Source organism: Paraburkholderia bonniea, from assembly GCF_009455625.1.
In the GTDB taxonomy this organism is placed as follows: domain Bacteria; phylum Pseudomonadota; class Gammaproteobacteria; order Burkholderiales; family Burkholderiaceae; genus Paraburkholderia; species Paraburkholderia bonniea.
Map to the genome: position 1 here is coordinate 352299 of NZ_QPEQ01000002.1, position 24207 is coordinate 376505.

The 24207-nt window shown below is 60.0% G+C and carries 17 protein-coding genes; 11 read left to right on the forward strand and 6 right to left on the reverse strand.

Annotation, left to right across the window (positions count from 1 at the left end; genetic code table 11):
• Window positions 1-55: 55 nt before the first annotated feature.
• From GH656_RS15450 to GH656_RS17825, 3 genes are all read left to right on the forward strand, one after another.
• Window positions 56-1912, forward strand: coding sequence for an esterase/lipase family protein (locus GH656_RS15450; RefSeq protein ID WP_246184332.1), 1857 nt, complete (start codon window positions 56-58; stop codon window positions 1910-1912).
• The gene (locus tag GH656_RS17820) at window positions 1909-3021 is read left to right on the forward strand and encodes a T6SS immunity protein Tli4 family protein (RefSeq protein ID WP_246184333.1); all 1113 of its coding nucleotides are present in this window, start codon (window positions 1909-1911) and stop codon (window positions 3019-3021) included. The genes GH656_RS15450 and GH656_RS17820 overlap by 4 nt, the downstream gene beginning before the upstream one ends.
• 152 nt (window positions 3022-3173) lie before the next feature.
• A complete protein-coding gene (locus GH656_RS17825) occupies window positions 3174-4352 on the forward strand; it encodes a T6SS immunity protein Tli4 family protein (RefSeq protein WP_246184334.1) in 1179 nt (392 codons plus the stop codon).
• 122 nt (window positions 4353-4474) lie between these two features.
• Here the strand turns inward: GH656_RS17825 and GH656_RS15465 are convergent, their stop codons facing one another.
• Window positions 4475-4726 carry a hypothetical protein gene (locus tag GH656_RS15465; protein ID WP_153076945.1) on the reverse strand — a complete coding sequence of 84 codons (252 nt, stop codon included), beginning with the start codon at window positions 4724-4726 and terminating at the stop codon, window positions 4475-4477.
• Window positions 4727-4939: 213 nt separating this feature from the next.
• Between GH656_RS15465 and GH656_RS15470 the strand changes: the two genes are divergently transcribed.
• Window positions 4940-8563 (forward strand): ImcF-related family protein, encoded by a 3624-nt coding sequence (locus GH656_RS15470; RefSeq protein WP_153076946.1) that lies wholly within the window; start codon window positions 4940-4942, stop codon window positions 8561-8563.
• Window positions 8564-8699: 136 nt separating this feature from the next.
• Here GH656_RS15470 and GH656_RS15475 read toward each other — a convergent pair whose 3' ends face one another.
• Window positions 8700-9437, reverse strand: a complete 738-nt coding sequence (locus GH656_RS15475; protein ID WP_153076947.1) for a TetR/AcrR family transcriptional regulator — start codon at window positions 9435-9437, stop codon at window positions 8700-8702.
• Between the two features lie 266 nt (window positions 9438-9703).
• Between GH656_RS15475 and GH656_RS15480 the strand changes: the two genes are divergently transcribed.
• From GH656_RS15480 to gndA, 5 genes are all read left to right on the forward strand, one after another.
• Window positions 9704-10885 carry an isovaleryl-CoA dehydrogenase gene (locus tag GH656_RS15480; RefSeq protein ID WP_153076948.1) on the forward strand — a complete coding sequence of 394 codons (1182 nt, stop codon included), beginning with the start codon at window positions 9704-9706 and terminating at the stop codon, window positions 10883-10885.
• 109 nt (window positions 10886-10994) lie between these two features.
• Window positions 10995-12602, forward strand: coding sequence for a carboxyl transferase domain-containing protein (locus tag GH656_RS15485; RefSeq protein ID WP_153076949.1), 1608 nt, complete (start codon window positions 10995-10997; stop codon window positions 12600-12602).
• A gap of 35 nt (window positions 12603-12637) precedes the next feature.
• Complete coding sequence (locus GH656_RS15490) at window positions 12638-13426, forward strand: enoyl-CoA hydratase/isomerase family protein (RefSeq protein ID WP_153076950.1); 789 nt, start codon at window positions 12638-12640, stop codon at window positions 13424-13426.
• A 70-nt stretch (window positions 13427-13496) separates the two neighbouring features.
• Window positions 13497-15539, forward strand: a complete 2043-nt coding sequence (locus GH656_RS15495; protein WP_153076951.1) for an acetyl/propionyl/methylcrotonyl-CoA carboxylase subunit alpha — start codon at window positions 13497-13499, stop codon at window positions 15537-15539.
• A gap of 438 nt (window positions 15540-15977) precedes the next feature.
• A complete protein-coding gene (gene gndA, locus GH656_RS15500; protein WP_153076952.1) occupies window positions 15978-17387 on the forward strand; it encodes an NADP-dependent phosphogluconate dehydrogenase in 1410 nt (469 codons plus the stop codon).
• 61 nt (window positions 17388-17448) lie between these two features.
• Here gndA and GH656_RS15505 read toward each other — a convergent pair whose 3' ends face one another.
• On the reverse strand, window positions 17449-18741 hold the full coding sequence (locus tag GH656_RS15505; protein WP_153076953.1) for an MFS transporter: 1293 nt from the start codon (window positions 18739-18741) through the stop codon (window positions 17449-17451).
• 261 nt (window positions 18742-19002) lie between these two features.
• Here GH656_RS15505 and GH656_RS15510 point away from each other — a divergent pair, with 261 nt between their 5' ends.
• Both GH656_RS15510 and ltaE read left to right on the forward strand, forming a co-directional pair.
• Window positions 19003-19326: a DUF4148 domain-containing protein gene (locus GH656_RS15510; RefSeq protein WP_153076954.1), complete on the forward strand. Its 324-nt coding sequence runs from the start codon at window positions 19003-19005 to the stop codon at window positions 19324-19326.
• 290 nt (window positions 19327-19616) lie between these two features.
• Window positions 19617-20621 carry a low-specificity L-threonine aldolase gene (ltaE, locus tag GH656_RS15515; protein WP_153076955.1) on the forward strand — a complete coding sequence of 335 codons (1005 nt, stop codon included), beginning with the start codon at window positions 19617-19619 and terminating at the stop codon, window positions 20619-20621.
• 98 nt (window positions 20622-20719) lie between these two features.
• Here ltaE and GH656_RS15520 read toward each other — a convergent pair whose 3' ends face one another.
• From GH656_RS15520 to GH656_RS15530, 3 genes are all read right to left on the reverse strand, one after another.
• A complete protein-coding gene (locus GH656_RS15520; RefSeq protein WP_246184335.1) occupies window positions 20720-21781 on the reverse strand; it encodes a hypothetical protein in 1062 nt (353 codons plus the stop codon).
• 298 nt (window positions 21782-22079) lie between these two features.
• Window positions 22080-22475 carry a DUF6232 family protein gene (locus GH656_RS15525; protein WP_153076956.1) on the reverse strand — a complete coding sequence of 132 codons (396 nt, stop codon included), beginning with the start codon at window positions 22473-22475 and terminating at the stop codon, window positions 22080-22082.
• A gap of 453 nt (window positions 22476-22928) precedes the next feature.
• Window positions 22929-24101, reverse strand: a complete 1173-nt coding sequence (locus tag GH656_RS15530; RefSeq protein WP_153076957.1) for a porin — start codon at window positions 24099-24101, stop codon at window positions 22929-22931.
• Window positions 24102-24207: the final 106 nt, after the last annotated feature.

The window sequence follows — 24207 nt, forward strand, 5'->3', positions numbered from 1 at the left end:
TTTCGCATACGCCGTCTCTAATCCCATTGATTATGGATAACTTACGAGCTGTTCGATGAGTGACCACACACCAGACTCAAATTTAGTCACCTCAGGCAAAGAAGATGCCGCGCCAATGGGTACGGAACGTGGTCATGATGAAGTTGTCCGGCTTTCCAGCCGGCTCGATACCGATGGCACCCCGATCGCACACGCCACGCTGACACACGACAGTGACCAGCGTTGCAAGGAAATTCTGGTGGATAACCGTTACGCCATTCCGGTTATTTTTTTGCCGGGCGTGATGGGTTCACTGCTGGCGAACAGGGACACCGGCGAAGCCGTGTGGCATCCGCCGAATATTGACCGGATAACGTCAATCATCCCCGGAGTGCTTTCTGTCATCGCGGACTGGTTTGCCAGCGCGGTTAAACGCGCGACACGCTTTGATCCGATACCTGCCGTGGTTGATCCCCGGGGTCCGGTTGATGCTGGAGACAGCGGCTTAAGCGAAGAAGAAGCGCGGAGGCGTGGCTGGAGCACGGTCCACCGCTGGAGCTACCAGCCGGCACTGGCATGGCTGGAATACACGCTCAACCACCCCATGCTTAATGGCGAGCCGCACGGCGAATGGGCGCATGGCGATAACAAAGGGAAAGAGGCCGCCCTCAAGGCCGTGCTGGGCACCGCTCCATCTGGCTATGGCGGTCAGGGCCCGGGTGAACCCATCACCGAAGATTCGGAAGTGTTCAAAGCCCTGATGCGTTATCGCTATCCGGTCTACGCCATCGGCTACAACTTTCTGCAATCGAATGAAGTGTCGGGACAGCAGGTGCTGGATGGGGTGGATTTCAGAGATGTTGACACCGAACAGATCACACGCATCATGGGCATTCGGGAAATCTGCCGGGAGAATGACACCAGCAAGGCCATTCTCATTACGCACTCGATGGGTGGTTTGGTCGCACGGATGGCGTCGCAGTTTTGCGGCGGCGCTTGTGACATTCACGGCGTGATCCACGGTGCGCAGCCTGCAACTGGCGCACCGCTGTTTGCCAGGAGGTTTCGCACGGGTGGCGAAGACTTCATTGCCGGGAGCCTGGTTGGGCGGAACGACGCGGAGTTTGTGGCGATTGCCAGCAACGCGGAAGGCCCAATGGAGCTGGCCCCGATGCCGGATTACTACGATGGCAAGTCGTGGTGGATCGTTAAGGATAACGATGGTAATGAGCGATTGTGTTTGCCGCAGGAAAGTGCGCTAGACGAGATTTATACGAAGGATGCGTGGTACGGCCTGCTGCCGGATAGTTCTTTACTGGATCCGGCGGGGATTGTGAAGAAAAGGCTGGAAGAACAGCAAAGTCCTCTCAGCGTGCATGAATACTTTAAGCAGAGGATGGAGCTCGTTGTGAAGCGACACAGGATGCTGCTCAATAACTACCACCCCAACACCTATGCACTGTATGGAGACGGTGCACTCGAAGCATCTGAATCCTCCGGTGATGCACAGGTCCAGCCCCGGCAAGAAGTCAGCCTGCCGGAAAGGGACTTGCTAACCTGGGGACGGGTGGTGTGGCAAGGCGACCTTCCAGCTTCGCTTGGAGATAAAAAAGCGGATGAAGCGGAGTTGAAAGCCGCTCAATTAATTCATGACGATCATCATGGAACATTGACGCTCAGGGTAAGGGGCCAGACAGTCAAGCTTCGCGTTAAGCAGATAGGCAAAGAGCCTGACGGCGAAGACATTATTGGTGGTGATAACACCGTGCCCACCTGGTCAGCCGAAGCGCAAAGCCGTGGTAACGGCGTGCAGATGGTGTTCGTGCAGGGAGGCTACAAACACCAGTTCTGCTTCGATCATCCATGGACCCGCTGGGCGACGCTGTACAGCATGGCCCAGATTGCGCACAGCATCGGGAAGAAAACAACATGAGCCGCTATCCCAACCCCTCGCGCGTGCTGCGTGCATCGCTTTTTTTTCTAATGTGCAGCCTGTCCGCCTGCGTGTGGGCAGGCCCTCTGGAGCCTGTAATGACAAATAACCCGCTGCTTGCTGCCCCGCGTCCATGGTGCATTGGCCGTCTTGTGATCGACCGTCCCACGCATAGCAAACTGCATTCCGAGAAGTACGAATACTGGGGTGACAAGATCGAGATTACCCACGGTGTCAGTGTCGGAACTTTTCAGCATATGGTCAGCACCCGTGAGAACGAGCTGCGCACTAAAAATAGGACGGGTTCTATCTCATACAAGGCAATGCTGGCCAGGGGACTAAAGTCCATGATCTTCGAGACGGACACACCCTGGCTTGAACAGGCCGTGTCACCAACAAAAACTTCCCGCCTGTTGATTTTTAAAGAGGATGGTGGAAGGCCCGATGCCCTCCTCACCCAGGAAGTTTATGTCCTGGCTGGCAGCACCATGCTGGTCATGACGCATCTTCTCAGGCATAGCGACATTCAGCGGTCTATCCAGCTCAGTACGGATGTCTACCCGTACATCACCCACCGCGACAACTGGAGCATCCCGACCGAACGCGGTTTCTGCATCGACGGAGCCTTGATCGGTGGCCCTTCGCGCAACAGCGAACTCGCCGAACAAACCATCGTGCTGCAACCGGGGCGACCCTCTGCCTTCGTGATCAAAACACGCAGTGCACTAGATATCGATCAGCAAGCCTCACTGCTCAAGAGCTTGCCGGAATTGCGCCGAACCTTGCGTGAGCAAGGTTATGGCAGCGTGCAGATTTTGCGCGAAGGCAAGCGCCAGGTTGCAGGCATGGAGGTGGAAGAAGTTTTGTTTTCCATCAAGGAAGGAGCGATCCAACTGTTTCGCTTCTATCTGCTGATGCCGGGTGTCTATCACTCAACACTACAGCCACACACCGAAATCGAATTAAGGCTGGGCAATACGCTGAATGATGCCGACAAGAGTCGGGGTGTAAAGCCGGAAGAGAAATCTTCCTCCGTCGATGAAGCCGGTGCCCTTGAGGTATGGGACACGCTGCTTAACAGCCTGCGCGTGAGACCGGGGGCGTTGTGATGGCGCGCCATGATTTACCGCAGCGGGAAGAAAGCGGCATGAGAAACGATTCTGGGTTTTCGCATACGCCGTCTCTAATCCCATTGATTATGGATAACTTACGAGCTGTTCGATGAGTGACCACACACCAGACTCAACTGCTTCGATCATCCATGGACCCGCTGGGCGACGCTGTACAGCATGGCCCAGATTGCGCACAGCATCGGGAAGAAAACAACATGAGCCGCTATCCAAACCCCTCGCGCGTGCTGCGTGCATCGCTTTTTTTTCTAATGTGCAGCCTGTCCGCCTGCGTGTGGGCAGGCCCTCTGGAGCCTGTGATGACAAATAACCCGCTGCTTGCTGACCCGCGTCCATGGTGCATTGGCCGTCTTGTGATCGACCGGACTGTGCATGGCGAATTGAGCTATGAAAAGTACGAATACTGGGGTGACAAGATCGAGATTACCCACGGTGTCAGTGTCGGAACTTTTCAGCATATGGTCAGCACCCGTGAGAACGAGCTGCGCACTAAAAAAAGGACGGGTTCTATCTCATACAAGGCAATGCTGGCCAGGGGACTAAAGTCCATGATCTTCGAGACGGACACACCCTGGCTTGAACAGGCCGTGTCACCAACAAAAACTTCCCGCCTGTTGATTTTTAAAGAGGATAGTGGAAGGCCCGATGCCCTCCTCACCCAGGAAGTTTATGTCCTGGCTGGCAGCACCATGCTGGTCATGACGCATCTTCTCAGGCATAGCGACATTCAGCGGTCTATCCAGCTCAGTACGGATGTCTACCCGTACATCACCCACCGCGACAACTGGAGCATCCCGACCGAACGCGGTTTCTGCATCGACGGAGCCCTGATCGGTGGCCCTTCGCGCAACAGCGAACTCGCCGAACAAACCATCGTGCTGCAACCGGGGCGACCCTCTGCCTTCGTGATCAAAACACGCAGTGCACTAGATATCGATCAGCAAGCCTCACTGCTCAAGAGCTTGCCGGAATTGCGCCGAACCTTGCGTGAGCAAGGTTATGGCAGCGTGCAGATTTTGCGCGAAGGCAAGCGCCAGGTTGCAGGCATGGAGGTGGAAGAAGTTTTGTTTTCCATCAAGGAAGGAGCGATCCAACTGTTTCGCTTCTATCTGCTGATGCCGGGTGTCTATCACTCAACACTACAGCCACACACTGAAATCCAGTTGATGCTGGGAGATGCATTAACGGATGCCGACAAGAGCAGTGGTGTAAAGCCCGATGAAGTGTCTTCCCCCGTCGATGAAGCCGGTGCCCTCGAGGTATGGGACACGCTGCTTAACAGCCTGCGCGTGAGACCGGGGGCGTTGTGATGGCCGCCAATGGGTACGAAAAGCGATCGTGATGATGTTGTCCGATTCACCAACTGCTTCGATACCGATGGCTCCTCCATCGCACATGCCGCATCCATGCACCAGACAGGATTAATCAACCGTCACTTTTCAGGAGACAAAAAAATGAAAAATTTCATGAAAGCCCTATTCGTTTTGAGCATGCTTATTTCCCTCTCTGCTTGTTGCATTTTCAGTGCGCCAAGCAGCGAATATTGCACCCGCTGGTTTCGGATATAAGGCTGCCGCTCAAGTGCTGCAACCTTATCGCGCGACTGGCGAAGCGTTATAGCGGATTCGTTTTTTCCGGCAAGCAATAACACTTCTACCGTGCGGTCTGGAAACACACGGATCATGAAGCCATCACCCCGCAAGCATTAAATACTCGATAGCTGTCGAACGATGTCCAGTGCATTCGCCAGCCTTATTCGAGCCAGCCACTGACGCCAGTTCAGCACGCATCGTGCGTGTCCGCTTGAAAAACTGGAATACGATTTTTCGCTTTCGACGCAACAGTATGAGTACCTCTATGCATATCCAGGTACTCAAAGAAAGGAATTTTCCAAACTATGAAGAAGCTTCAGCTAGACCTTGTTTCCATTCTGGTACTTGCACTGCTCATGATGGGCGCCATTCTGATCTGGGGTGAGTACCTCGGGATAAAGACACCTGAAGCACGCAGTTTCTGGCTATCGCTAGTGGCCGTTTGCGCCTTGGTATTAGCGCTTATTGTTTCGTTTGACCGCATGGTCCGCTGGTCAGATGCGGTGCATCGGTTAGGTAAATGGTTGCAGTTGCGCCGGCCAGCAATGGCGGGTACGACGCAGGCCAACCTGCTGGCCAAAGTGGATCAGGAGAAATCCACTTCACCAATCTTCGAGCCGCTCCGCCTCGCCTTGCACACCCAGCACGGCTTCTTCTGGCGCTACCGTCGCCCCTGGCTTTTGCTCACTGGCGACGTTACAGCCATCACCCGCCTGCTCCCCGATCTCGCCGCACAAAACTGGCTCATCACCGCTGACGCCGTGTTGCTCTGGCATCCCAGCCACGCCAACGGTCAGCCCGACGAAGCCTGGCTCAGGCAGCTCTACAAGCTACGCCGCCGTCGCCCAATAGACGCAGTCATCCTAACTATTAACGGAGAAGCCGAACTACCCACCACCTCACACAACAGATACAACCCAAACCCACACCACCTAACCCTCGCCCGCATCGCGCAAACGCTACGCTGGTCCGCCCCGGTCTACCTGCTCGACGTCGCGCACACCGACGCACCGGCCCATGGCCACACCCCGGTGATTGGCTGCACCTTCCCGCGCCACGCCAATGCCGCCACGATTGAAGCGCAACTACTCGACCTGCGCACCCGCCTCGGCAGCCGCAGCGTCAAACAGATCGGCCTTAACCGCAGCGACCTTTATCAAGCCACGCTGTCGAAGCAGCTCGACAGCCGCAGTCACCCGCTGGCGCAATGGCTCACCTCGCTCACGCTGCATCAGCGCCGCACCACCCGCCCGGGCGGTGCATTCTTCGCGCCGTACCCCACAGCAGGGGCAGAAACCACCAGCCTCGACCTCCCACTCTGGTCCCACCTGGCCGATATCGCGCGCCGTACACGTGGCCAGCGCACCGGCTGGCATCCGGTGACGGTGTGCGCCATCACCGCATGCAGCGTCATCAGCCTGTGGACCACCGGCATGCTGGTCTCCGGCCTGTCGAACGCGCGCGAGCTGCATCAGGCTAGTCAGGCCGCGCAAACGCTAGCCACTGCCCCCGATACCGCCGCACAACTTCGCGCGTTGCTCACCTTGCAACAGCAGATCAGCGATCTCGAAGCCCGCACGCAGCAGCACACGCCCCCGTTGCGTCGCTTCGGCCTGAACCGCGACCGCGAGATTCTCGCCGCGCTATGGCCGCGTTACCAGCAGGCCAGCCAGCGTCTGCTCGTGCAGCCAGTGCAGCAGAACCTTGAAGCCACGCTGGCCGATCTCGGCCAGATGCCGGCCACGCAAGTCGACACGCAAGTCGATGAGCCGGCGAACCGCCTCGCCCTCAACGGCCACGCCACGCTTAAAACCTACCTGATGCTGGCCGAACCACAACGTGCTGACGCCGCCTTCCTCACCCCGCAACTGGTTCAGCACTGGAGCACTTCGGCCAGCCTGAGCTCCGGCGAAAAATTCGACCTGTCCGAGCGCCTGTTGCGCTTTTACGCACAACGTCTGCCTGCGCATGAACCGTGGCGCATTACTCCGCGCCCCGAGATCGTCAACGCAGCGCGGCAAACGTTGCTCGCGGTCACTGGTGTGAAGAACAGCGAAGACACGATCTACCAGCGCTTGCTGCAGAGCCTCGGCAACAAGTACCCGGACCAGACGCTGGCCTCGCTGAGCGCAGGCACCGATACCCGTGGATTGCTGCGCAGCACGGCGAGTGTGCCGGGTGCGTTCACGCGTCAGGCTTACGAAGGATCGTTATCCTCAGCCATTGACGAAGCCGCGCAACGCAACGACATCGCCCACGACTGGGTGCTAACGGGCACTACGCCGCAGACCCACGCACCCTCCGCACCCACTGCCGATGCTCTTAAAACCGCGCTGACACAGCGCTATTTCAGCGACTACGCCAGCCACTGGCAGCGCTTCATGAACACGCTGCAATGGGCGCCCGCGCCGACCCTGCCCAGTGCCATCGAGCAGCTCACGCAAATGGCCGACGCCCGCCAGTCGCCGGTGCTCGCGTTGATGAAATCGCTCGACTGGCAGGGCCGGGCGGGGATATTGCAGGATTCGCTCTCCGACACACTGGTGAGCAAGGCGCAAACCGTCTTCGCTAAAAAAACGGCCGCCCCGGATACGTTCAAGCCGATGGCGGCAGGCCCGCTCGCGGCCTCCTTTGGCCCGGTGCGGCAACTGGTGGCCGCGGATCCCGCGACAACGATGCAAAGCGACCTGAGCCTGCAGCGCTTCATGGAACGCGTGACCACGCTGCGCCTGAAACTGCAGCAAATCAGCGACAGCCCCGACGCCGATACCCAGGCCCGGCAGATGGCGCAGGCGCTGTTTCAGGGCAAGGGCTCGACGCTGGCCGACACCCAGGCCTACGCGCAACTCGTGGCCGCGAGCCTCGGCGCGCAGTGGGCGGGCCTGGGCGACACGCTGTTCGTGCGGCCGGTTTCCCAGGCTACGCGCACCGTGCTGCAACCAGCGCAGGCCAGCCTGAACGATGCGTGGCAACAAACCATCGGCATCACGTGGCAGCGCGCGTTCGCCGGGCGCTATCCATTCGCTGGCACCCCGAATGATGCGTCAGTGGCCGAACTCACGCGCTTTCTGCGGCGTGATGGCGGGCTGATTCCAGCGTTCCTCGGCACGCAGCTCGCAGGTGTGCTGGAACTACAGGGCGACCGCTGGATGCCAGTCGCGCGCGACAGCCAGGCGCTGGCGTTCGACCCGGCGTTCCTGCGCGCAGTGAACACGCTGCAACGCCTCGCGGGCCCGCTGCTGGCCAGTGGCGAGGCGCATTACCGTTTCGAACTCAAGCCGGTGCCGACGCCGGGCATTACCGATACCGTGCTGACGCTTGATGGCCAGAAGCTGCATTACTACAACCAGCGCGAGACCTGGCAGACGATGGCGTGGCCGTCAAACGACCCGCAGGCTACCGGCACCCGGCTGCAATGGCAGACAGCGCAGGCGGGCACGAACAAACACTTCGAGTTCAGCGGACGCTGGGGGTTGATAAGGATGCTGGAGCAGGCGGAGGTGGAGCCGCTCGACGGCGCGCTCACGCAACTGACCTGGCAGGCTCGGCCTGATACCTGGGATACCAAATTGGCATCGTCTGGTGTTGAAACCAGCGCAACGCAACAGCAGGCGGAGCAGGCGGAGCAGGCGAATGAACCTGATCCACAGAGCCTGACCGCGCATGGCCCGCGCGCGGCTGCACCGGAAGTGCTGACGTATCCGGTCCGTTACCAGATGCGTACTGAGGCAGGTCAGGGCCCGCTTGAACTGCTGGCGCTAAGGGGCTTCGTGCTGCCGCAGCGGATTTTTATAGAACCGGGCGGGAAGGCTCCGGCGGGCACGCGGCAAACCGCTCGCAGTAATACGCGGCCACCGTTGCCACCGTTGCCACAAGCCGCACTGGAAGCGGCCCGCCATGCGGTGGTGCCGCTGCCTGAAGACCTTTGACGATCTTTGAAAACCTCTAGCACGCAATGCGATCTGCTCACCACATTCCCGGTGCTAACCCATTCCTGCCATTGGCTAGCCGCTCCATCACGTCTAACCCGGATATCGTTCAAACCTGCTAAATATCAAAAGCGCATCAGCTACTCTTAACCGGAGCCGTCGAGCCCGCCTCAGCCCGCCGCAACGCATCCGCCACGTCATGATGCAACTGCTGCAGCGCTGCAACCCGTGCATCGGGCGGTTGCAGCGCTTGCCAGAGCACTTCGGTCAACTGCGCCGCGGTCGCTTCAAGATCCATCCCGGTACGCCGCTGCGTCAACGTCGCATCCCACAGCACATGCTCCATCGGCCCGAACACCATTGAACGCAGCAGCCGTAATGGGATATCGCGCCGGATCTGGCCGTTGTCCTGACCGCGCGCCAGCACCGCCATCAAGGGCGCGGTATAGCGTCGCTGCAGCTCGGTCAGGGTTTCACTCAGTGCGTGATGTTGCGCACGTCCCTCGGATAGCACCAGTGCGCACAAACCTGCGCCATGCACCAGCATCAGCCGCAAATGCGTTTGCACGATGAAAGCGAACTGCTGCCGCACGCTGCCATCAGATGGCAGGCCTGCCTCAATTGCCGCGATGATCTCGTCGTACCAGTCGTGAATCACGCGCGCGCATAACTCGCGCTTGCCGCGAAAGTAGCTGAACACCGTGGCTTCTGCAATGCCGACGCGCTGTGCGATTTCTGCCGTGGTGGCGCGCTCGTAACCTTTCTCGCTGAATACCTCGCGTCCGGCTTGAAGAATCTCCTGGACGCGCTGCTGCGATTTGCGGCCAACGGGTTGCCAGCGAGCCTGGGAGGGGGCGGGCCGGGTTTCTTCCATGACCTGAGTCCTATTCAGATTTCATATTGATTTAATACGGTCAATGAGCATGGTAATGATTTTATGAGCTATAAAAACGCTTAATACCCATTTCATCAGATCTGAGTATGACTCAAAATACCTATTGACGTATACGGCAATCTAGCGTGAAATTCGCGCTTCGTGAGGTGTCACGCACCGGCCTTGGCGCGTCGCCCCAGGCATCCCAACCGGCAGCCTCGGCTGTATGCACGGCCCGTTGCTGTCAGCGAATTCAGGAGATCTTCATGACCCGTCTGCCCGGCTTGCAATTCCCGCTCGGTGAAGAGATCGAGATGCTGCGCGATAGCGTCGCCAGCTTTGCCGCTAAAGAAATCGCCCCACGGGCCAGCGAGATCGACCGCACCGACCAGTTTCCGATGGACCTATGGCGCAAGTTCGGCGAACTTGGTGTGCTCGGTATGACGGTGGGTGAAGAGTACGGCGGAGCCAACATGGGTTACACCGCGCACATGGTGGCGATGGAAGAGATCTCTCGCGCTTCGGCATCAGTTGGCTTGTCGTATGGCGCGCATTCCAACCTGTGCGTGAACCAGATCCAGCGTAATGGCAGCGCTGCGCAAAAGCAGCGCTATCTCCCCAAGCTAGTGTCCGGCGAGCATATCGGCGCGCTGGCGATGAGCGAGCCGAACGCCGGGTCGGATGTGGTCGGCATGAAGCTGCGCGCGGAGCGCAAGGGCGATCACTACATGCTGAACGGCACCAAAATGTGGATCACTAACGGTCCTGATTGCGACACCCTGGTGGTCTACGCCAAAACCGATGTGGCGGCAGGTGCGCGAGGCATGAGCGCGTTCATCGTCGAAAAAGGCATGAAGGGTTTTTCGGTGGCGCAAAAGCTCGACAAGCTCGGTATGCGAGGCTCACATACCGGCGAGCTGGTGTTCGAGAACGTCGAAGTGCCGGTTGAGAATCTGCTTGGTGAACTCAACGGTGGCGTCAAGGTGCTGATGAGTGGTCTGGACTACGAGCGCGCGGTGCTCGCCGGTGGTCCAGCGGGGATCATGGTGGCCGTGATGGATGCCGTGGTGCCCTACATTCATGAACGCCAGCAGTTTGGCCAGGCGATTGGTGAGTTTCAACTGATCCAGGGCAAGGTGGCCGATCTGTACACCACGTTGCAGGCAAGCCGCGCGTACCTGTACGCAGTAGGGCGGCAACTCGACACCTTGGGCGCGGAGCATGTGCGGCACATGCGTAAAGACTGCGCGGGCGTGATTCTCTACACCGCCGAAAAAGCCACGTGGATGGCCGGCGAAGCGATCCAGATTCTGGGCGGCAATGGCTACATCAATGACTATCCCGTGGGGCGTTTATGGCGTGATGCCAAGCTCTACGAGATTGGCGCGGGCACGAGCGAGATTCGCCGCATGCTGATTGGCCGCGAACTCTTTTCTGAAACCTGCTGATGCGAGGACGATAGGACGTGGGGACGCGAGCATGTGAATGCATTGAGTCCGATTTGCCGTTCTATCTACCCCGTCCAATCTTTTCAGAAATTTTCAGGAGCGTCACACGATGCCGGTGATCGAAAGCAAACTGAACTCGCGTGCAGATGAATTCCGCGCCAACGCCGCTGCGCTCGAAGCGCTGGTCGCTGACTTACGCGAGAAAACCGCGCGGCTCGCTATTGGCGGCTCGCAGGCGGCACGTGACAAACACGTCGCGCGTGGCAAGCTGCTGCCGCGTGAACGGGTCGCGCAACTGCTCGATCCCGGCACGCCATTTCTGGAGCTGTCACCACTCGCGGCTTACGGCATGTACAACGACGAAGCGCCTGGTGCGGGGCTGATCTGCGGCATCGGCCGCATCGCGGGCCAAACCTGTGTGGTGGTGTGCAATGACGCGACCGTCAAAGGCGGCACCTACTATCCGCTAAGCGTGAAAAAACACGTGCGCGCCCAGGAGATCGCCGCCGAAAATCGTTTGCCCTGCATCTATCTGGTGGATTCAGGCGGTGCCAACCTGCCGAACCAGGACGAAGTGTTTCCCGACCGCGATCACTTCGGCCGGATTTTCTATAACCAGGCCAATCTGTCCGCTGCGGGGATTGCGCAGATTGCAGTGGTGATGGGCTCTTGCACTGCCGGTGGCGCGTACGTTCCGGCGATGAGCGATGAATCCATCATCGTGCGCGATCAGGGCACGATTTTTCTCGGTGGCCCGCCACTGGTTAAAGCCGCCACTGGCGAAGAGGTCAGCGCGGAAGACCTCGGCGGTGGCGATGTGCATACGCGTCTGTCCGGTGTGGTCGATCATCTGGCGCAAAACGATGCGCATGCGCTGGTGCTGGCACGCGATATCGTGGCTCGCCTCAATCGCCCGCTGGCCGATGCCTGGCAGCGGCAGCCGCCGAAGCCGCCGCGTTACGCGCCGGAAACCCTGTACGGCGTGATTCCGGCTGATACCCGCAAGCCGTTCGATATCCGTGAAGTGATTGCCCGGATCGTCGATGACTCCGCCTTTGATGAATTCAAGGCGCGTTACGGCACGACGCTCGTCACGGGTTTTGCGCATGTGTGGGGTCATCCGGTGGGCATCGTGGCCAATAACGGCATTCTTTTTTCCGAGTCCGCGCTGAAGGGCACGCACTTTATCGAACTGTGCTGCCAGCGCAAGATTCCGCTGATTTTTCTGCAGAACATCACCGGCTTCATGGTCGGGCGCAAGTACGAAAACGAGGGCATCGCGCGCAACGGCGCGAAGATGGTGACGGCCGTGGCCACGGCGAAAGTGCCGAAGTTCACGGTCATCATCGGCGGCTCGTTTGGCGCGGGGAACTACGGCATGTGCGGCCGGGCGTACTCGCCGCGTTTTCTGTGGATGTGGCCCAACGCGCGGATCTCGGTGATGGGCGGTGAACAGGCCGCATCGGTGCTGGCGACGGTCAAACGCGATGGCGTCGAAGCGAAAGGCGGCACGTGGAGCGCGGAGCAGGAAGCAGCGTTCAAACAGCCGGTGCTGGAGCAATACGAGCACCAGGGGCACCCGTATTACGCCAGTGCACGGCTGTGGGACGACGGCGTGATTGATCCGGCGCAAACCCGCGATGTGCTGGGGCTTGGCTTGTCGGCCGCGTTGCATGCGCCGGTGGAAGACACGCGTTTCGGCGTATTCAGAATGTGAGCCGCGAGGCTGAATTTCTCAAGGATCCCAAAGCGATGTCATACGAGACGCTCAACCTGAGCATGGCGGGAACCCAGGCGACGGTGACGCTGAAGCGTCCCGAGGTGCGCAATGCCTTTAACGAAATCATGCTCGCCGAACTCACCACGGTGTTTGCCGCGCTGAGTGAGCACGAGACGGTGCGCGTGGTGGTGCTAGCCGCTGAAGGCAAAGCGTTTTGCGCGGGGGCAGACCTGAACTGGATGCAGCGCATGGCCGGATTTTCCGCCGCCGAAAATCGTGCCGATGCCGCATGCCTGGCCGCGATGCTGAGCACGATTTATCGCTGCCGCAAGCCAGTCATTGCTCGCGTAAGCGGCGATGTGTATGCCGGTGGCGTTGGCCTGGTGGCGGCCTGCGATATCGTCGTCGCGCTTGATAACGCGCGCTTTTGCCTGTCGGAAGCGCGTCTCGGGCTGATCCCCGCGACCATTGCGCCCTATGTGATTCGCGCGCTGGGTGAGCAGGCTTCGCGCCGTTACTTTCTGAGCGCCGAAGTCTTTGATTGCGCGACGGCCTGGCGTCTGGGCCTCGTCAGCGAAATCGCGGCCGATGTGACGCAGCTCGATGCCTGTGTCCAGCAACTCAGCGACACGCTCAGTGCCAACGGCCCCGCTGCGGTGAGGGCCTGCAAGCAACTGGTGCAAGACATCGCAGGCCAGCCGCTAGATGACGCGCTGATGGCCGACACCGTCGAGCGCATTGCGCAGGTGCGCTCAAGTGCTGAAGGGCGTGAGGGCGTGGCGTCCTTTCTCGGCAAACGCGTGCCGCGCTGGCGCGTTTGATCTGTGCTCAAGCGCTGCTTCACGTGCCTGCTTAAGTTCCTCTTTCAATCGCTTCCTCACGAGAAAGCCAATGTTCAACAAGATCCTGATTGCGAACCGGGGCGAGATTGCCTGCCGGATTGCCGCCACCTGCAAACGGCTGGGCCTCCAGAGCGTTGCGGTGTATTCGGATGCAGATGCTGAGGCGAAGCATGTGGGCGCTTGCGATGAAGCGGTGCATCTCGGCGCAGCGGCCGCCACCCAAAGCTATTTGTGCGGCGAGCGGATTATCGAAGCCGCGCTGGCGACCGGGGCGCAAGCGGTGCATCCCGGCTACGGTTTTCTCTCCGAAAACGAAGATTTCGCCCGCGCTTGCGCAGCGGCGGGCCTCGTGTTTATTGGCCCGCCGGTGGCCGCGATTGCCGCGATGGGCTCGAAAGCCGCCGCCAAGGCATTGATGGGGGCCGCTGCGGTGCCGTTAGTGCCGGGCTATCACGGTGATGCTCAGGATCCCGCACGATTGCAGCGCGAAGCCGATGCGATGGGCTACCCCGTGTTGCTGAAAGCCAGTGCAGGCGGTGGCGGCAAAGGCATGCGGGTGGTCGAGGACAGCGCCGGGTTTGCCCAGGCGCTTAGCTCATGCCAGCGCGAGGCAGCCAGCAGCTTTGGCAACGACCGGGTGCTAATCGAAAAATATCTGACACGTCCACGGCACGTCGAAGTGCAAGTGTTTGCCGACCAGCACGGTGGCGTGGTGTATCTGTTCGACCGCGACTGCTCGGTGCAGCGCCGCCATCAGAAAGTGCTGGAAGAAGCCCCTGCACCCGGGTTGTCGAGTGCATTGCGCCGCGCGATGGGCGAAGCCGCAGTGAGTGCCGCGCGGGCCGTGAACTACGTCGGCGCGGGCACGGTGGAATTCATCATGACCAGCGATGGCGCGTTCTATTTCATGGAGATGAATACCCGCCTGCAAGTCGAGCATCCGGTGAGCGAAATGGTGACCGGGCTTGATCTGGTCGAGTGGCAGTTGCGCGTAGCGTCTGGCGAGCCGCTGCCGCTGACCCAGGCGCAACTCACGCTAAGCGGCCACGCGCTTGAGGCGCGGCTTTATGCAGAAAACCCGGCACGTGGCTTTTTGCCCTCCACGGGCACGCTGCGTCATTTGCGCTGGCCTGGGCACGTTGAGTTCACCGTTGCCGCCAGCGATGGCACACGCGCTCCGGTGCGAGTGGATAGCGGCGTGCGCGAAGGTGATCCGATCACGCCGTTTTATGACCCGATGATCGCCAAGCTGATCGTGCATGGCGCAACCCGCGCCGAGGCGTTGGCCCGAATGACACAGGCGTTGCGCGCGTGCGAAGTGGTTGGTTTGCACACCAATCTCGCGTTCCTGCAACGGATCGTCGCTAGCACAGCGTTTGCTTCGGCTGATCTCGATACCGGTTTGATCGAGCGTCATCAGGCGGCGCTGTTTGCCCCGGCTGCCGAGCCTTCGTTAGCGGTGCTGGCGCTGGCATGTGCGGCATTGCTTGTGCGTCAGCGTGAAGCGGCTGGCGCTTTAGCATCGCCGTGGGCAGCGCTGACACATTGGCGTCTCAATGGCCCATTCACTCAGACGCTGGCATGGCGAGCCTGCGCTGCTGACAGCGAGCATGACCATGGCAGCGCTCACGTGTATGAGGTTGATCTGACGCATGACGGTGCCGTGCAAACGCTGGACTACGCGGGGCAGACGCACGCCTGCGCCTGGCAGCGCGGCCCGCAAGCGCATCAGTTCAGCGTCACGCTGGGCCAACGGCGCATCACGGGCCGGGTGGTGGATGAGGGCGAGGCATTCCATGTGTTCTACGACGGCAACGCCTGTTTGCTCGAATGGCAAAACCTGCTGGCGCATGCCAGTGATGACGAGCCAGGTGAAGGGCGGCTCACAGCACCGATGCCGGGCAAGGTGGTTGCGGTGCTGGTCGCCGCAGGCGCAGTGGTCGAGAAAGGCGCGCCGCTGCTGGTGATGGAAGCGATGAAGATGGAACACACGATTGCCGCACCAACGGCGGGCACGGTGGTTGAAGTGCGGTTTGCGGTGGGCGATCAGGTGAGCGAAGGGGCGCAACTGCTGGTGCTGGAGGGGGCGTAGCGCTGGAATGGGTGGGATGCGCCTGATGCTTAATAAATGCAGGTGGCGGGATTGTTGCAACCGCCAGAAGAACTCAAACCATTTCACGCTTGGCTCAAGTCATCAGTGAAAGAAAGGTTCAAAAGGGTTTAAGAAGGGTTCTGCACACTCAGGCCAAGCGTCTTGAATGGCTGGTGCAAAGAAGACTGGAAAGTGCGGCTGAAGCGATCGACGCAGATTGACCATGTCTATAACCGCAGTGAACTCATGTCAGGTGAGAGATAAAAATGCCTGCGCAATGATCACGGTGTGACACATGCTTATAAGTCAGTTCAAAAAAACCGCGCCCGGCCGGGCAACCGGCTAATCCGCGCCATTTCTTTTATCCTTGCAGCCTCACGCCGCGCCCGCTAGCAGACGCGGCATCACCTGACGTTTTCCTTCAACTGGAGAATTCACATGGGCAAGCAGGCAATCGGCGTAGTAGGGCTGGCGGTGATGGGCCGCAATCTGGCGCTCAACATTGAAAGCCGGGGTTATGCGGTATCCGTGTACAACCGCAGCCGTGAGAAAACCGAAGAACTGGTCGCGGAGTTTCCCGAGCGCAAGCTCGTGCCGGCTTACACCCTGGAAGACTTCGTCGCTTCGCTTGAAAGCCCACGCCGTATCTTGCTGATGGTCAAGGCGGGTGAACCGACCGATGCCACGATTGCCGCGCTTCGGCCGCTGCTGGCCCCCGGCGACATCCTGATTGACGGCGGCAATACCCACTTCACCGACACCATCCGGCGCAACAAGGAACTGGCGCAGGCAGGGCTGCATTTCATCGGCACGGGGGTGTCAGGTGGCGAGGAAGGCGCGCTGCATGGCCCCTCGATCATGCCTGGCGGCCAGCGTGATGCGTATGACCTGGTTGCGCCAATCCTCACCGAAATTGCCGCAAAGGCTCCCGATGGCGAACCGTGCGTGGCTTACATGGGCCCGGATGGCGCAGGCCATTACGTGAAGATGGTGCATAACGGCATTGAATACGGCGACATGCAACTGATCGCCGAAAGCTACGCCGTGCTGCAACAGGTGGCCGGTTTGTCGAACACGGAGCTGGCTGAGGTCTACACCGAGTGGAACACCGGTGAGCTGGATAGCTATCTGATCGAGATCACCGCGAAAATCTTCGCTAAACGCGATGACGAAACCGGCAAGGCACTGGTCGATGTGATTCTGGATCGCGCGGCGCAAAAAGGCACCGGCAAATGGACCAGCCAGAATGCGCTGGATCTGGGGGTGCCGCTGCCACTGATTACCGAATCGGTTTTTGCCCGCGTGCTGTCCTCGCTCAAAACTCAGCGGGTGGCAGCGAGCAAGGTCTTGAGCGGACCACCCGCTGCCCCTGCGCCGAAAGATCGCGCGGCACTGATTGAAGCGGTGCGGCGCGCGCTGTATTTCAGCAAGGTTATTTCGTATGCCCAGGGATTCGCGCAACTGGGGGCAGCCTCTGAGGAATACGGCTGGAATCTGGCGTTCGGCACGATAGCGAAAATCTTCCGCGCTGGATGCATTATCCGCGCGCGCTTTCTGCAGAAGATCACCGAGGCGTATAGCAAAGATCCGGCGCTGGCGAATCTGCTGCTCGATCCGTATTTCAGCGAAATCGCGGCGAACTATCAGACGTCATTGCGCGAGGTGGTGATTGCGGCGGTGCGGGCAGGTGTGCCGGTGCCCGCGTTTGCCTCGGCGGTGGCGTATTTCGATGGCTATCGCTCGGCGCATGTGCCCGCCAATCTGATCCAGGCGCAGCGGGACTTTTTTGGTGCGCATACCTTCGAGCGCAGCGACAAGCCCGGCAGCTTTCACGCGAACTGGTCCTGAAGCCCCACCGCATCCACGCCCACGCCTGATGAGTTTGCGGGCGTGGATGCGTGTGGGCGTGTCATGTCACCGGCAGGCTTTGAGGCGGACGCGTGCCGGTGCCTGAACGACGGCGCATCACGGTCAGCCCGGCGAGCGCGCCCAGGCTGAGCGTGGCGGTGAGCATCAGATACAGTCCCGGTGCGCTGGGCAGGCCGGTGGCGCTCGCCAGCCACACCACGAGCGCGGGGGCTGAAGCACCAAACAGCATGACGCCGAGGTTGTAGCCCAGCGAAATACCACTGGCCCGCACGGACACCGGAAAAATCTCCGACATCAGCCGTGGCGAGCCCCCTGAGTACAACGCCTTGAGCAGCCCGAGCCAGCCCACCAGCACGAACAGCGTGGTGGTGCCGGGATGTGCGGTGACATAGGCGAACAGCGGCCACGCGCTCAGCAGCCAAAGGCTTGCAACCACACTCATTTGCCGCACGACGCCAAAACGGTCGGACAGATAGCCGCCAAGCGGCGTCACAAACACCCCAATCGCACCAGAGAGAATCGCCGCGGCGAAGCCGGTTGTCGCGTGCAGATGAAGCGTGCGCTGGGCAAATGTGGGCATGTACTGCAATAGATAAGCGACGCTGCTAGAGGCACACAGCAAGCCCGCTACGATGACCAGCAAGCGCTTGTGCGTGCTGAGCACTTCACGTACCGGGGTTGCCGTGTGGCGTGCTTGCAGATAATCCGGCGCATCGCGCACGGTATGACGCAAATACCAGCCAACTGGTCCGAGCAGCAAGCCAAAGGCAAACGGCAGACGCCAGCCCCAGGCCATGAGCGCGCCAGGCGAGAGCCAGCGGGTCAGCGCAAAGCCAAACAACGCGGCGCACAGCGATCCAGCGGCTTGCGTCGAAAATTGCCAACTGGCGTGCAGGCCGCGATGGCGCGTCGCGTGTTCGAATAACAGTGAGGTGGACGAGCCGAATTCGCCACCCGCTGAGAACCCCTGGATCAGCCGCGCCAGAAACAGGCCTACCGGTGCGGCCAGGCCGATGCTTTGGTAGTTCGGCAGCACGGTGATGATTGCCGTGCCCGCGGTCATCAGTGCGACCGCCACGAGCAGTGCGGCGCGGCGGCCATGGCGGTCGGCATAGCTGCCCAAGACCAGGCCGCCCAACGGGCGCACCACGAACGACGCGGAAAACGCACCGAAAGTCAGGATGAGCGAGGTGGTTTCGTTGGCGCTGGGGAAGAAATTGCCGGCGATATAGACCGCGAAGAACGCATAAATCGAGCTGTCGAACCATTCAAGCGCATTGCCGATGGCAATGGCGACGATGGTTTTAAGCAACGGGGTGGACGGCTGTTGCATGGGATCTCTGGCGAAAGGGGAGAGAAGTGAAGCAATAGGTGCATGGCGCAGCTCGAGACCTACGCGGAGCCATGGATGAAAATATTTTTCGTAACAATGAATAACGATTTGTCTGTATTTATCAGGATTGTTTCGTTTTTAGATATGGATTGTCTTTGATATCGCGGTTTATGCGGGGGCTCGGGTTGCCTAGACTTGAGTAACTGTTGCGGGCCTTTTGGTTCGGCCGCGATAAAAAACATTATCTGGAGGTAATTCATCATGAAGTCGCTTATTTCTGCTCTGGCACTGGCTACTACGCTCGCCGCTGTGCCGATGGTTTCTTTTGCGCAAAACAGCCAGCCGTTGACCCGTGCAGAAGTGCGCGGTGAGCTGATCCAGCTCGAACAGGCTGGTTATAAGCCCAATGAAGACCGCCTTGACTATCCCGTGAATATTCAGGCAGCCGAACGCCGGGTCAGCGCAGAACAAGGCGCAGCGGCAGATAGCAGTGGTTATGGCGCACCAACGGGTAGCCATTCGCAAGCGGGTGTGGTTACGCCAATGCGGGCGACGCCCACATCGACGACCTACTTCGGCAATTAAGCCGATTAAGCAATGGCTTTGAGCGACGGCGTGTGGTGTAGCAACTCGTGGTGGCGCGCGGGTTGAGCGGCTAGCTGAGTTGCTAGCTGAGCTGATGTGTAAGGCAAACGCTGATCCTTTAACAGGGATCAGCGTTTTTATATGGTGCGTACATGGTGCGCAACGATAAGTAGCGCGGCATGACGCAGCACTCCGCCAGGCACTCCGCCAGGCAATCCGGTAATTTTTTTCCGTCGCCGCTATTGCCTACACTGGCGGCTTTTCCGTCTCCACAACACAGGAACCCCGCGATGATTGATTTGCGTAGCGACACCGTTACCCGCCCCTCTCCGGCGATGCTTGCCGCCATGGTCACCGCTGAGGTGGGCGACGATGTCTGGGGTGACGACCCAAGCGTCACCCGTTTGCAGGCGGTGGTTGCCGAGCGCGCAGGCCACGAAGCGGGCCTGTTTTTCCCGAGCGGCACGCAAAGCAATCTGGCCGCGCTGATGGCGCATTGCGGCCGGGGTGATGAATATCTCGTCGGCCAGGCCGCTCATACCTACAAATACGAAGGCGGTGGCGCAGCGGTGCTAGGCAGCATTCAGCCGCAGCCGCTGGAAAACGCGGCGGACGGTTCTATCCCGCTAGACAAGATCACCGTAGCGATCAAACCGCTTGATGACCACTTCGCCCGTACCCGTTTGCTGGCACTGGAAAACACCATCGGCGGCAAGGTGCTGCCCGCTGCTTATGTCAACGAGGCGCTGGATCTGGCGCGTCAGCGCGGGCTGGCCACGCATCTCGATGGCGCACGCGTGTGCAATGCCGCAGTCGCTTCCGGGCAAGCGCTGGCCACGTTGTGTGCACCGTTTGATTCGGTGTCGATCTGTTTTTCGAAGGGGCTGGGTGCGCCGGTGGGTTCGGTGCTGGTGGGCAGCAAGGCGCTGCTGGAGCAGGCGCATCGCTGGCGCAAGGTGCTGGGCGGCGGTATGCGCCAGTCAGGCGTGCTGGCGGCGGCGTGCCTGTATGCGCTGGAGCACAATTTCGCGCGGCTGGCCGAGGATCACGACAACGCCGCTCATCTGGCGCGCGGGCTGGCACAGATCGACCAGGTGACGCTGCAGTCGCAGGCGACCAACATGGTGTTCGCGCAGTTTCCCGCCGCCGATTGCGCTGCGCTCGAAGCCTGGCTTAAGGCGCGCGGGATTCTGACGCAAGTGCTGTACGCGTCGCGTTTTGTCACGCATCGGGATGTGTCGCGGGCCGATATCGACACGGTGGTTGACGCGGTTAAAGCGTACTTTTCACGCTGAGTGAGCCGGGCAAAAAACAAGCGCTGGGTTTGCCAGCGCTTGTGTTCCATCAAAGCTTGATCACGGGCCAAGGTGACAGATAAAAATCACAGGCCAAATCACAAACCAAAGTCTTCGACATCTTTCTTTGCCCACAGGCCGAGCTGATTGTTTTTGAAGTCGAACAGCAGATCAATGTTTTGCAGCGCGGCGAGCCCGATCACGATCCGGTTGCCACCCTTGGGCACCTTCACCACGGTGACCTGCGCGCCGTTAAAGCGATGCCGCCAGGTGCCGACGCCAAGCGCGACGTCGTAGTTGCCCTGAGTCAGCGTCTTGCCTACCTCATCGTCATCGACCCAGTTGGGCGTGATATCCGTCTCGATGCGGATCATCTCGGTGCCGCCAGTGGCAAAGACCACGGGAGCGCAAAAATTCATCTTGTCGCTGATCTGGACACAGCCTCCAGGCCATTGCGCTGCGCCGCTTGTGGCGCGGACAAAGGGCGTCATGGTGAAGCGGTTGCTGAGTTCAGTTGATGGGCTCAACAGCAGATAGGGCTGGCTGAAGTTTGGATGCACCAGATAGCGCTGGCCCAGTTGCGCGGGCAAGGATGGCAGCGGAGCGCTGCAGCAGGCATCGTCGCTCGCTTGTGCACCCACGCCGAGCAAGCCTGAGAACGCCCAGCCGAATTCGCCGGTGAAGCCATCCTGGGCAAAGCAACGTTTGGCCGTCGGCTGGCAGCGGACCTGGTTCACGGTTTGCGCGGTGATATTGATTGGCTGATTGTCAAACAGGCTGAACGGCAGTGTGGCGGTGGGCCCCGAGACCATCGCGCCATTGGCGATATTCAGCGTGGTGGTGGGGCCGGTGCCCGGATAGCTGCTTTTGGGCAGGGCCGAGGACAGTACCCGCACCCCTTGCGTGCCGGTATCAAGCGCCAGATACACCGGCTTGCCATCGAGCTGGACGGGCAGGCCAAGACGCGCATGGTCTTGATCCGCGCGTTCGACATGCAGCGGAATCAGCAGGCCATCTTTACCGTCATTGATGAGTGTCGCTTTGGTGGGCGGTGCCACCGGCGTTTGAATCTTGATGGCACAGCCGCCGAGCAGCAGGGCGCAGACAAGGGCGGGGGCAGAAGCAGCGGCCAGGCGGCCGCGCAGGGAAGAAAGAAACATGGCTGGGCTTCACGGAAGAGCACTTCCCTGAAACGGTGGGGCTTCGTGAGCCACTCGGCAGACAAGCACAGCGTCACCTGACAGGCAGGCAGCAGACATGTGGCAGTGAAACCGGGGGGCTTGGCGAAGCCCGCGTGAGGAAGCGCGGGGTCACAAAACAGCGCACTCTACTCGCCCGATTGAGCGGGATTGTAAATATTTGTCAACATTTGGAGATGCTCAAATGTTGCGCAAGCGTTGTTGCGGGAGTGCTGAGGCTTTCTCTGGTTTTAACAGGCTCCTGCGGCAGTCGTGGCCGTCAGGTGCCAGGAGGCGTATTGCTAGGCGTGCTGAGCGCATGCCGCACGGTGTGCGCGACACGCTCGACGAAGTCCAGATCGACGCTTGCAAGCGCCTCGCGTTCGGCACCCTGAGTTTTGATCCGCAGGCAGTGCATCACATCCTGGGTGCGCCATGCGAGCCAGCCGACTACTGCCAGCATCACACCGCATACCAGCCCGGCGGGTGAGCTCCAGAACGCGCCAGCGAGCGCGCTGGCGATCCCCACCAGGGTGAGCAGGAGCGGGAGAAATTTTTGTCTGGGTACGGTAACGACCCGGACTTGCTGAATGTCACGCAACGGAAACACCTGACCTGCCGCCGACAGCGCATTGCGCGTGATCGAGACACCGCGTTCGTTGAAGGGGATATCCATCGTCTGGAAGCTCAAGCGGAAGAAAACGCGCAGCGTACCAGAAGCCTTGCGTGCCGGGGCTCAGGGCGCGCTATGGAGCGCTATGGAGCGCTATGGAACGCCATGGAACGCCATGGAACGCTATGGAGCAGCAGAGAGCTGTGAGGGTTAGCGCAACGACGAACGGGAAAACGGAAAAATCAGGTGACCTGAGACGGGCTGTGCGGCTGAACCGTCCAGGCAGTGCCAATCCAGTGCCAGGCAGGACAACTCAGGGCAAATTGAGGCAAATCAGCCTGAATAAAACCCAACCAGCCGCATCAACCCAAATACCCCAATAACGGCGCATGAGCATGCTGCTAGCAGATCCGGGGCCCAGCCTGGCAGGTTCCAGCACAACATGTCACATGCCACACTACGCCCCGGCAGCCATCACAACTGACTCAGCATATTCAAGCCATTTAACCTACAAACCTAGAACCGGTGCCGCAAGCCCGCGCGAAACGCGAGCTGGTTGCTTGAGGTACCCGAGGTATTGAAGTAGCTCGTGCTTGAGCCGATCTGCGCGGGCACCGCGACGCCATTCACCGTCCCGGAAGCCTTTTGATAAATCCCTAACAGATAGATATCGGTGCGCTTGCTCAGTGCGTAATCGACGCTGGCGTCGATCTGGTTCCAGTGCGCGTTGAATGAATCTGTGGCGCGCGAGTAGGTGTAGCCAAGGCCGCCAGTCAGCGCGGAAGTCAGCGCATATTTGCCGCCGATTTCATACGCGTTGTAGGTGGTGGCCGTGCCTGCTGTTGGATCCAGACGGGTGTTGGTCCACAGCGCCCACAGCGTTGCTTGCCCGAGCGTGTAGCGGCCGCCCACACCATAGGCCCGCAGGTCGCGGATCTGGCTGCCACTGGAGCCGGTGGCTACGCCGAAGAGCGAGGTGGTAAATGGCTGGGTGGCTTGCCCGGGATAGTGGATATCGGTAAAGGCCGCGCCGACGCTAAAAGGCCCCGCTGCGTAATTTGCCCCAAAGCTATAGGCCCGCGAAGAACCCGCCGCCGCGCTCGCGCCGCTGCCGGTGGAGGGCGCGCCTGCGAATGCACCCGCCTGATTCGAAAAGCCGTACATCGCGCCGAAGGTGAAGCCCGCAAGATTCGCGCTGCTGAACTTCACCGCGTTATTGATCCGGCTGGAAGTGAGCTGGTCGATATCGTTGACGTGATACGCGTAATTGCCCGCGACGGTCTGACCACCAGTTGAATAATTCGCGCCGAGGTAATCGGTGGTGAAGGCGTACTGACGGCCGAAGGTTAATGAGCCGAGACCGTTTTTAGACAGCCCGGCATACGCCTGGCGGCCAAACAGCGAGTTGTTCTGGCCCATCGTGCCGTTGCCCGTGTTAAAGCCGTTTTCGAGCACGAAGAGCGCTTTCAGGCCCCCGCCCAAGTCTTCCGTGCCGCGCAGTCCCCAGCGGCTGCCCTGGGCGACGCCATCGTCGTATTTGATGAGCGAGTCGCTGCCACCCGGCGATTTGCTGTGATTGACGTAGCTGATACCGGCATCGATCAGGCCATACAGCGTGACACTGCTTTGCGCGTGCGCGCTGCTGGCGACGCCTGCGAGCAGCGCCATGGTCAGGACTTTCTGTTTCAAGACATTTCTCCGTTGAAAAGCAGTGGGATCGTCGCGTGCGGCGCAGCAGGTGCCCGGCCTTGAGCGACGACGATGGCTAATGTAACGAGGAGAAATGAAACTGATA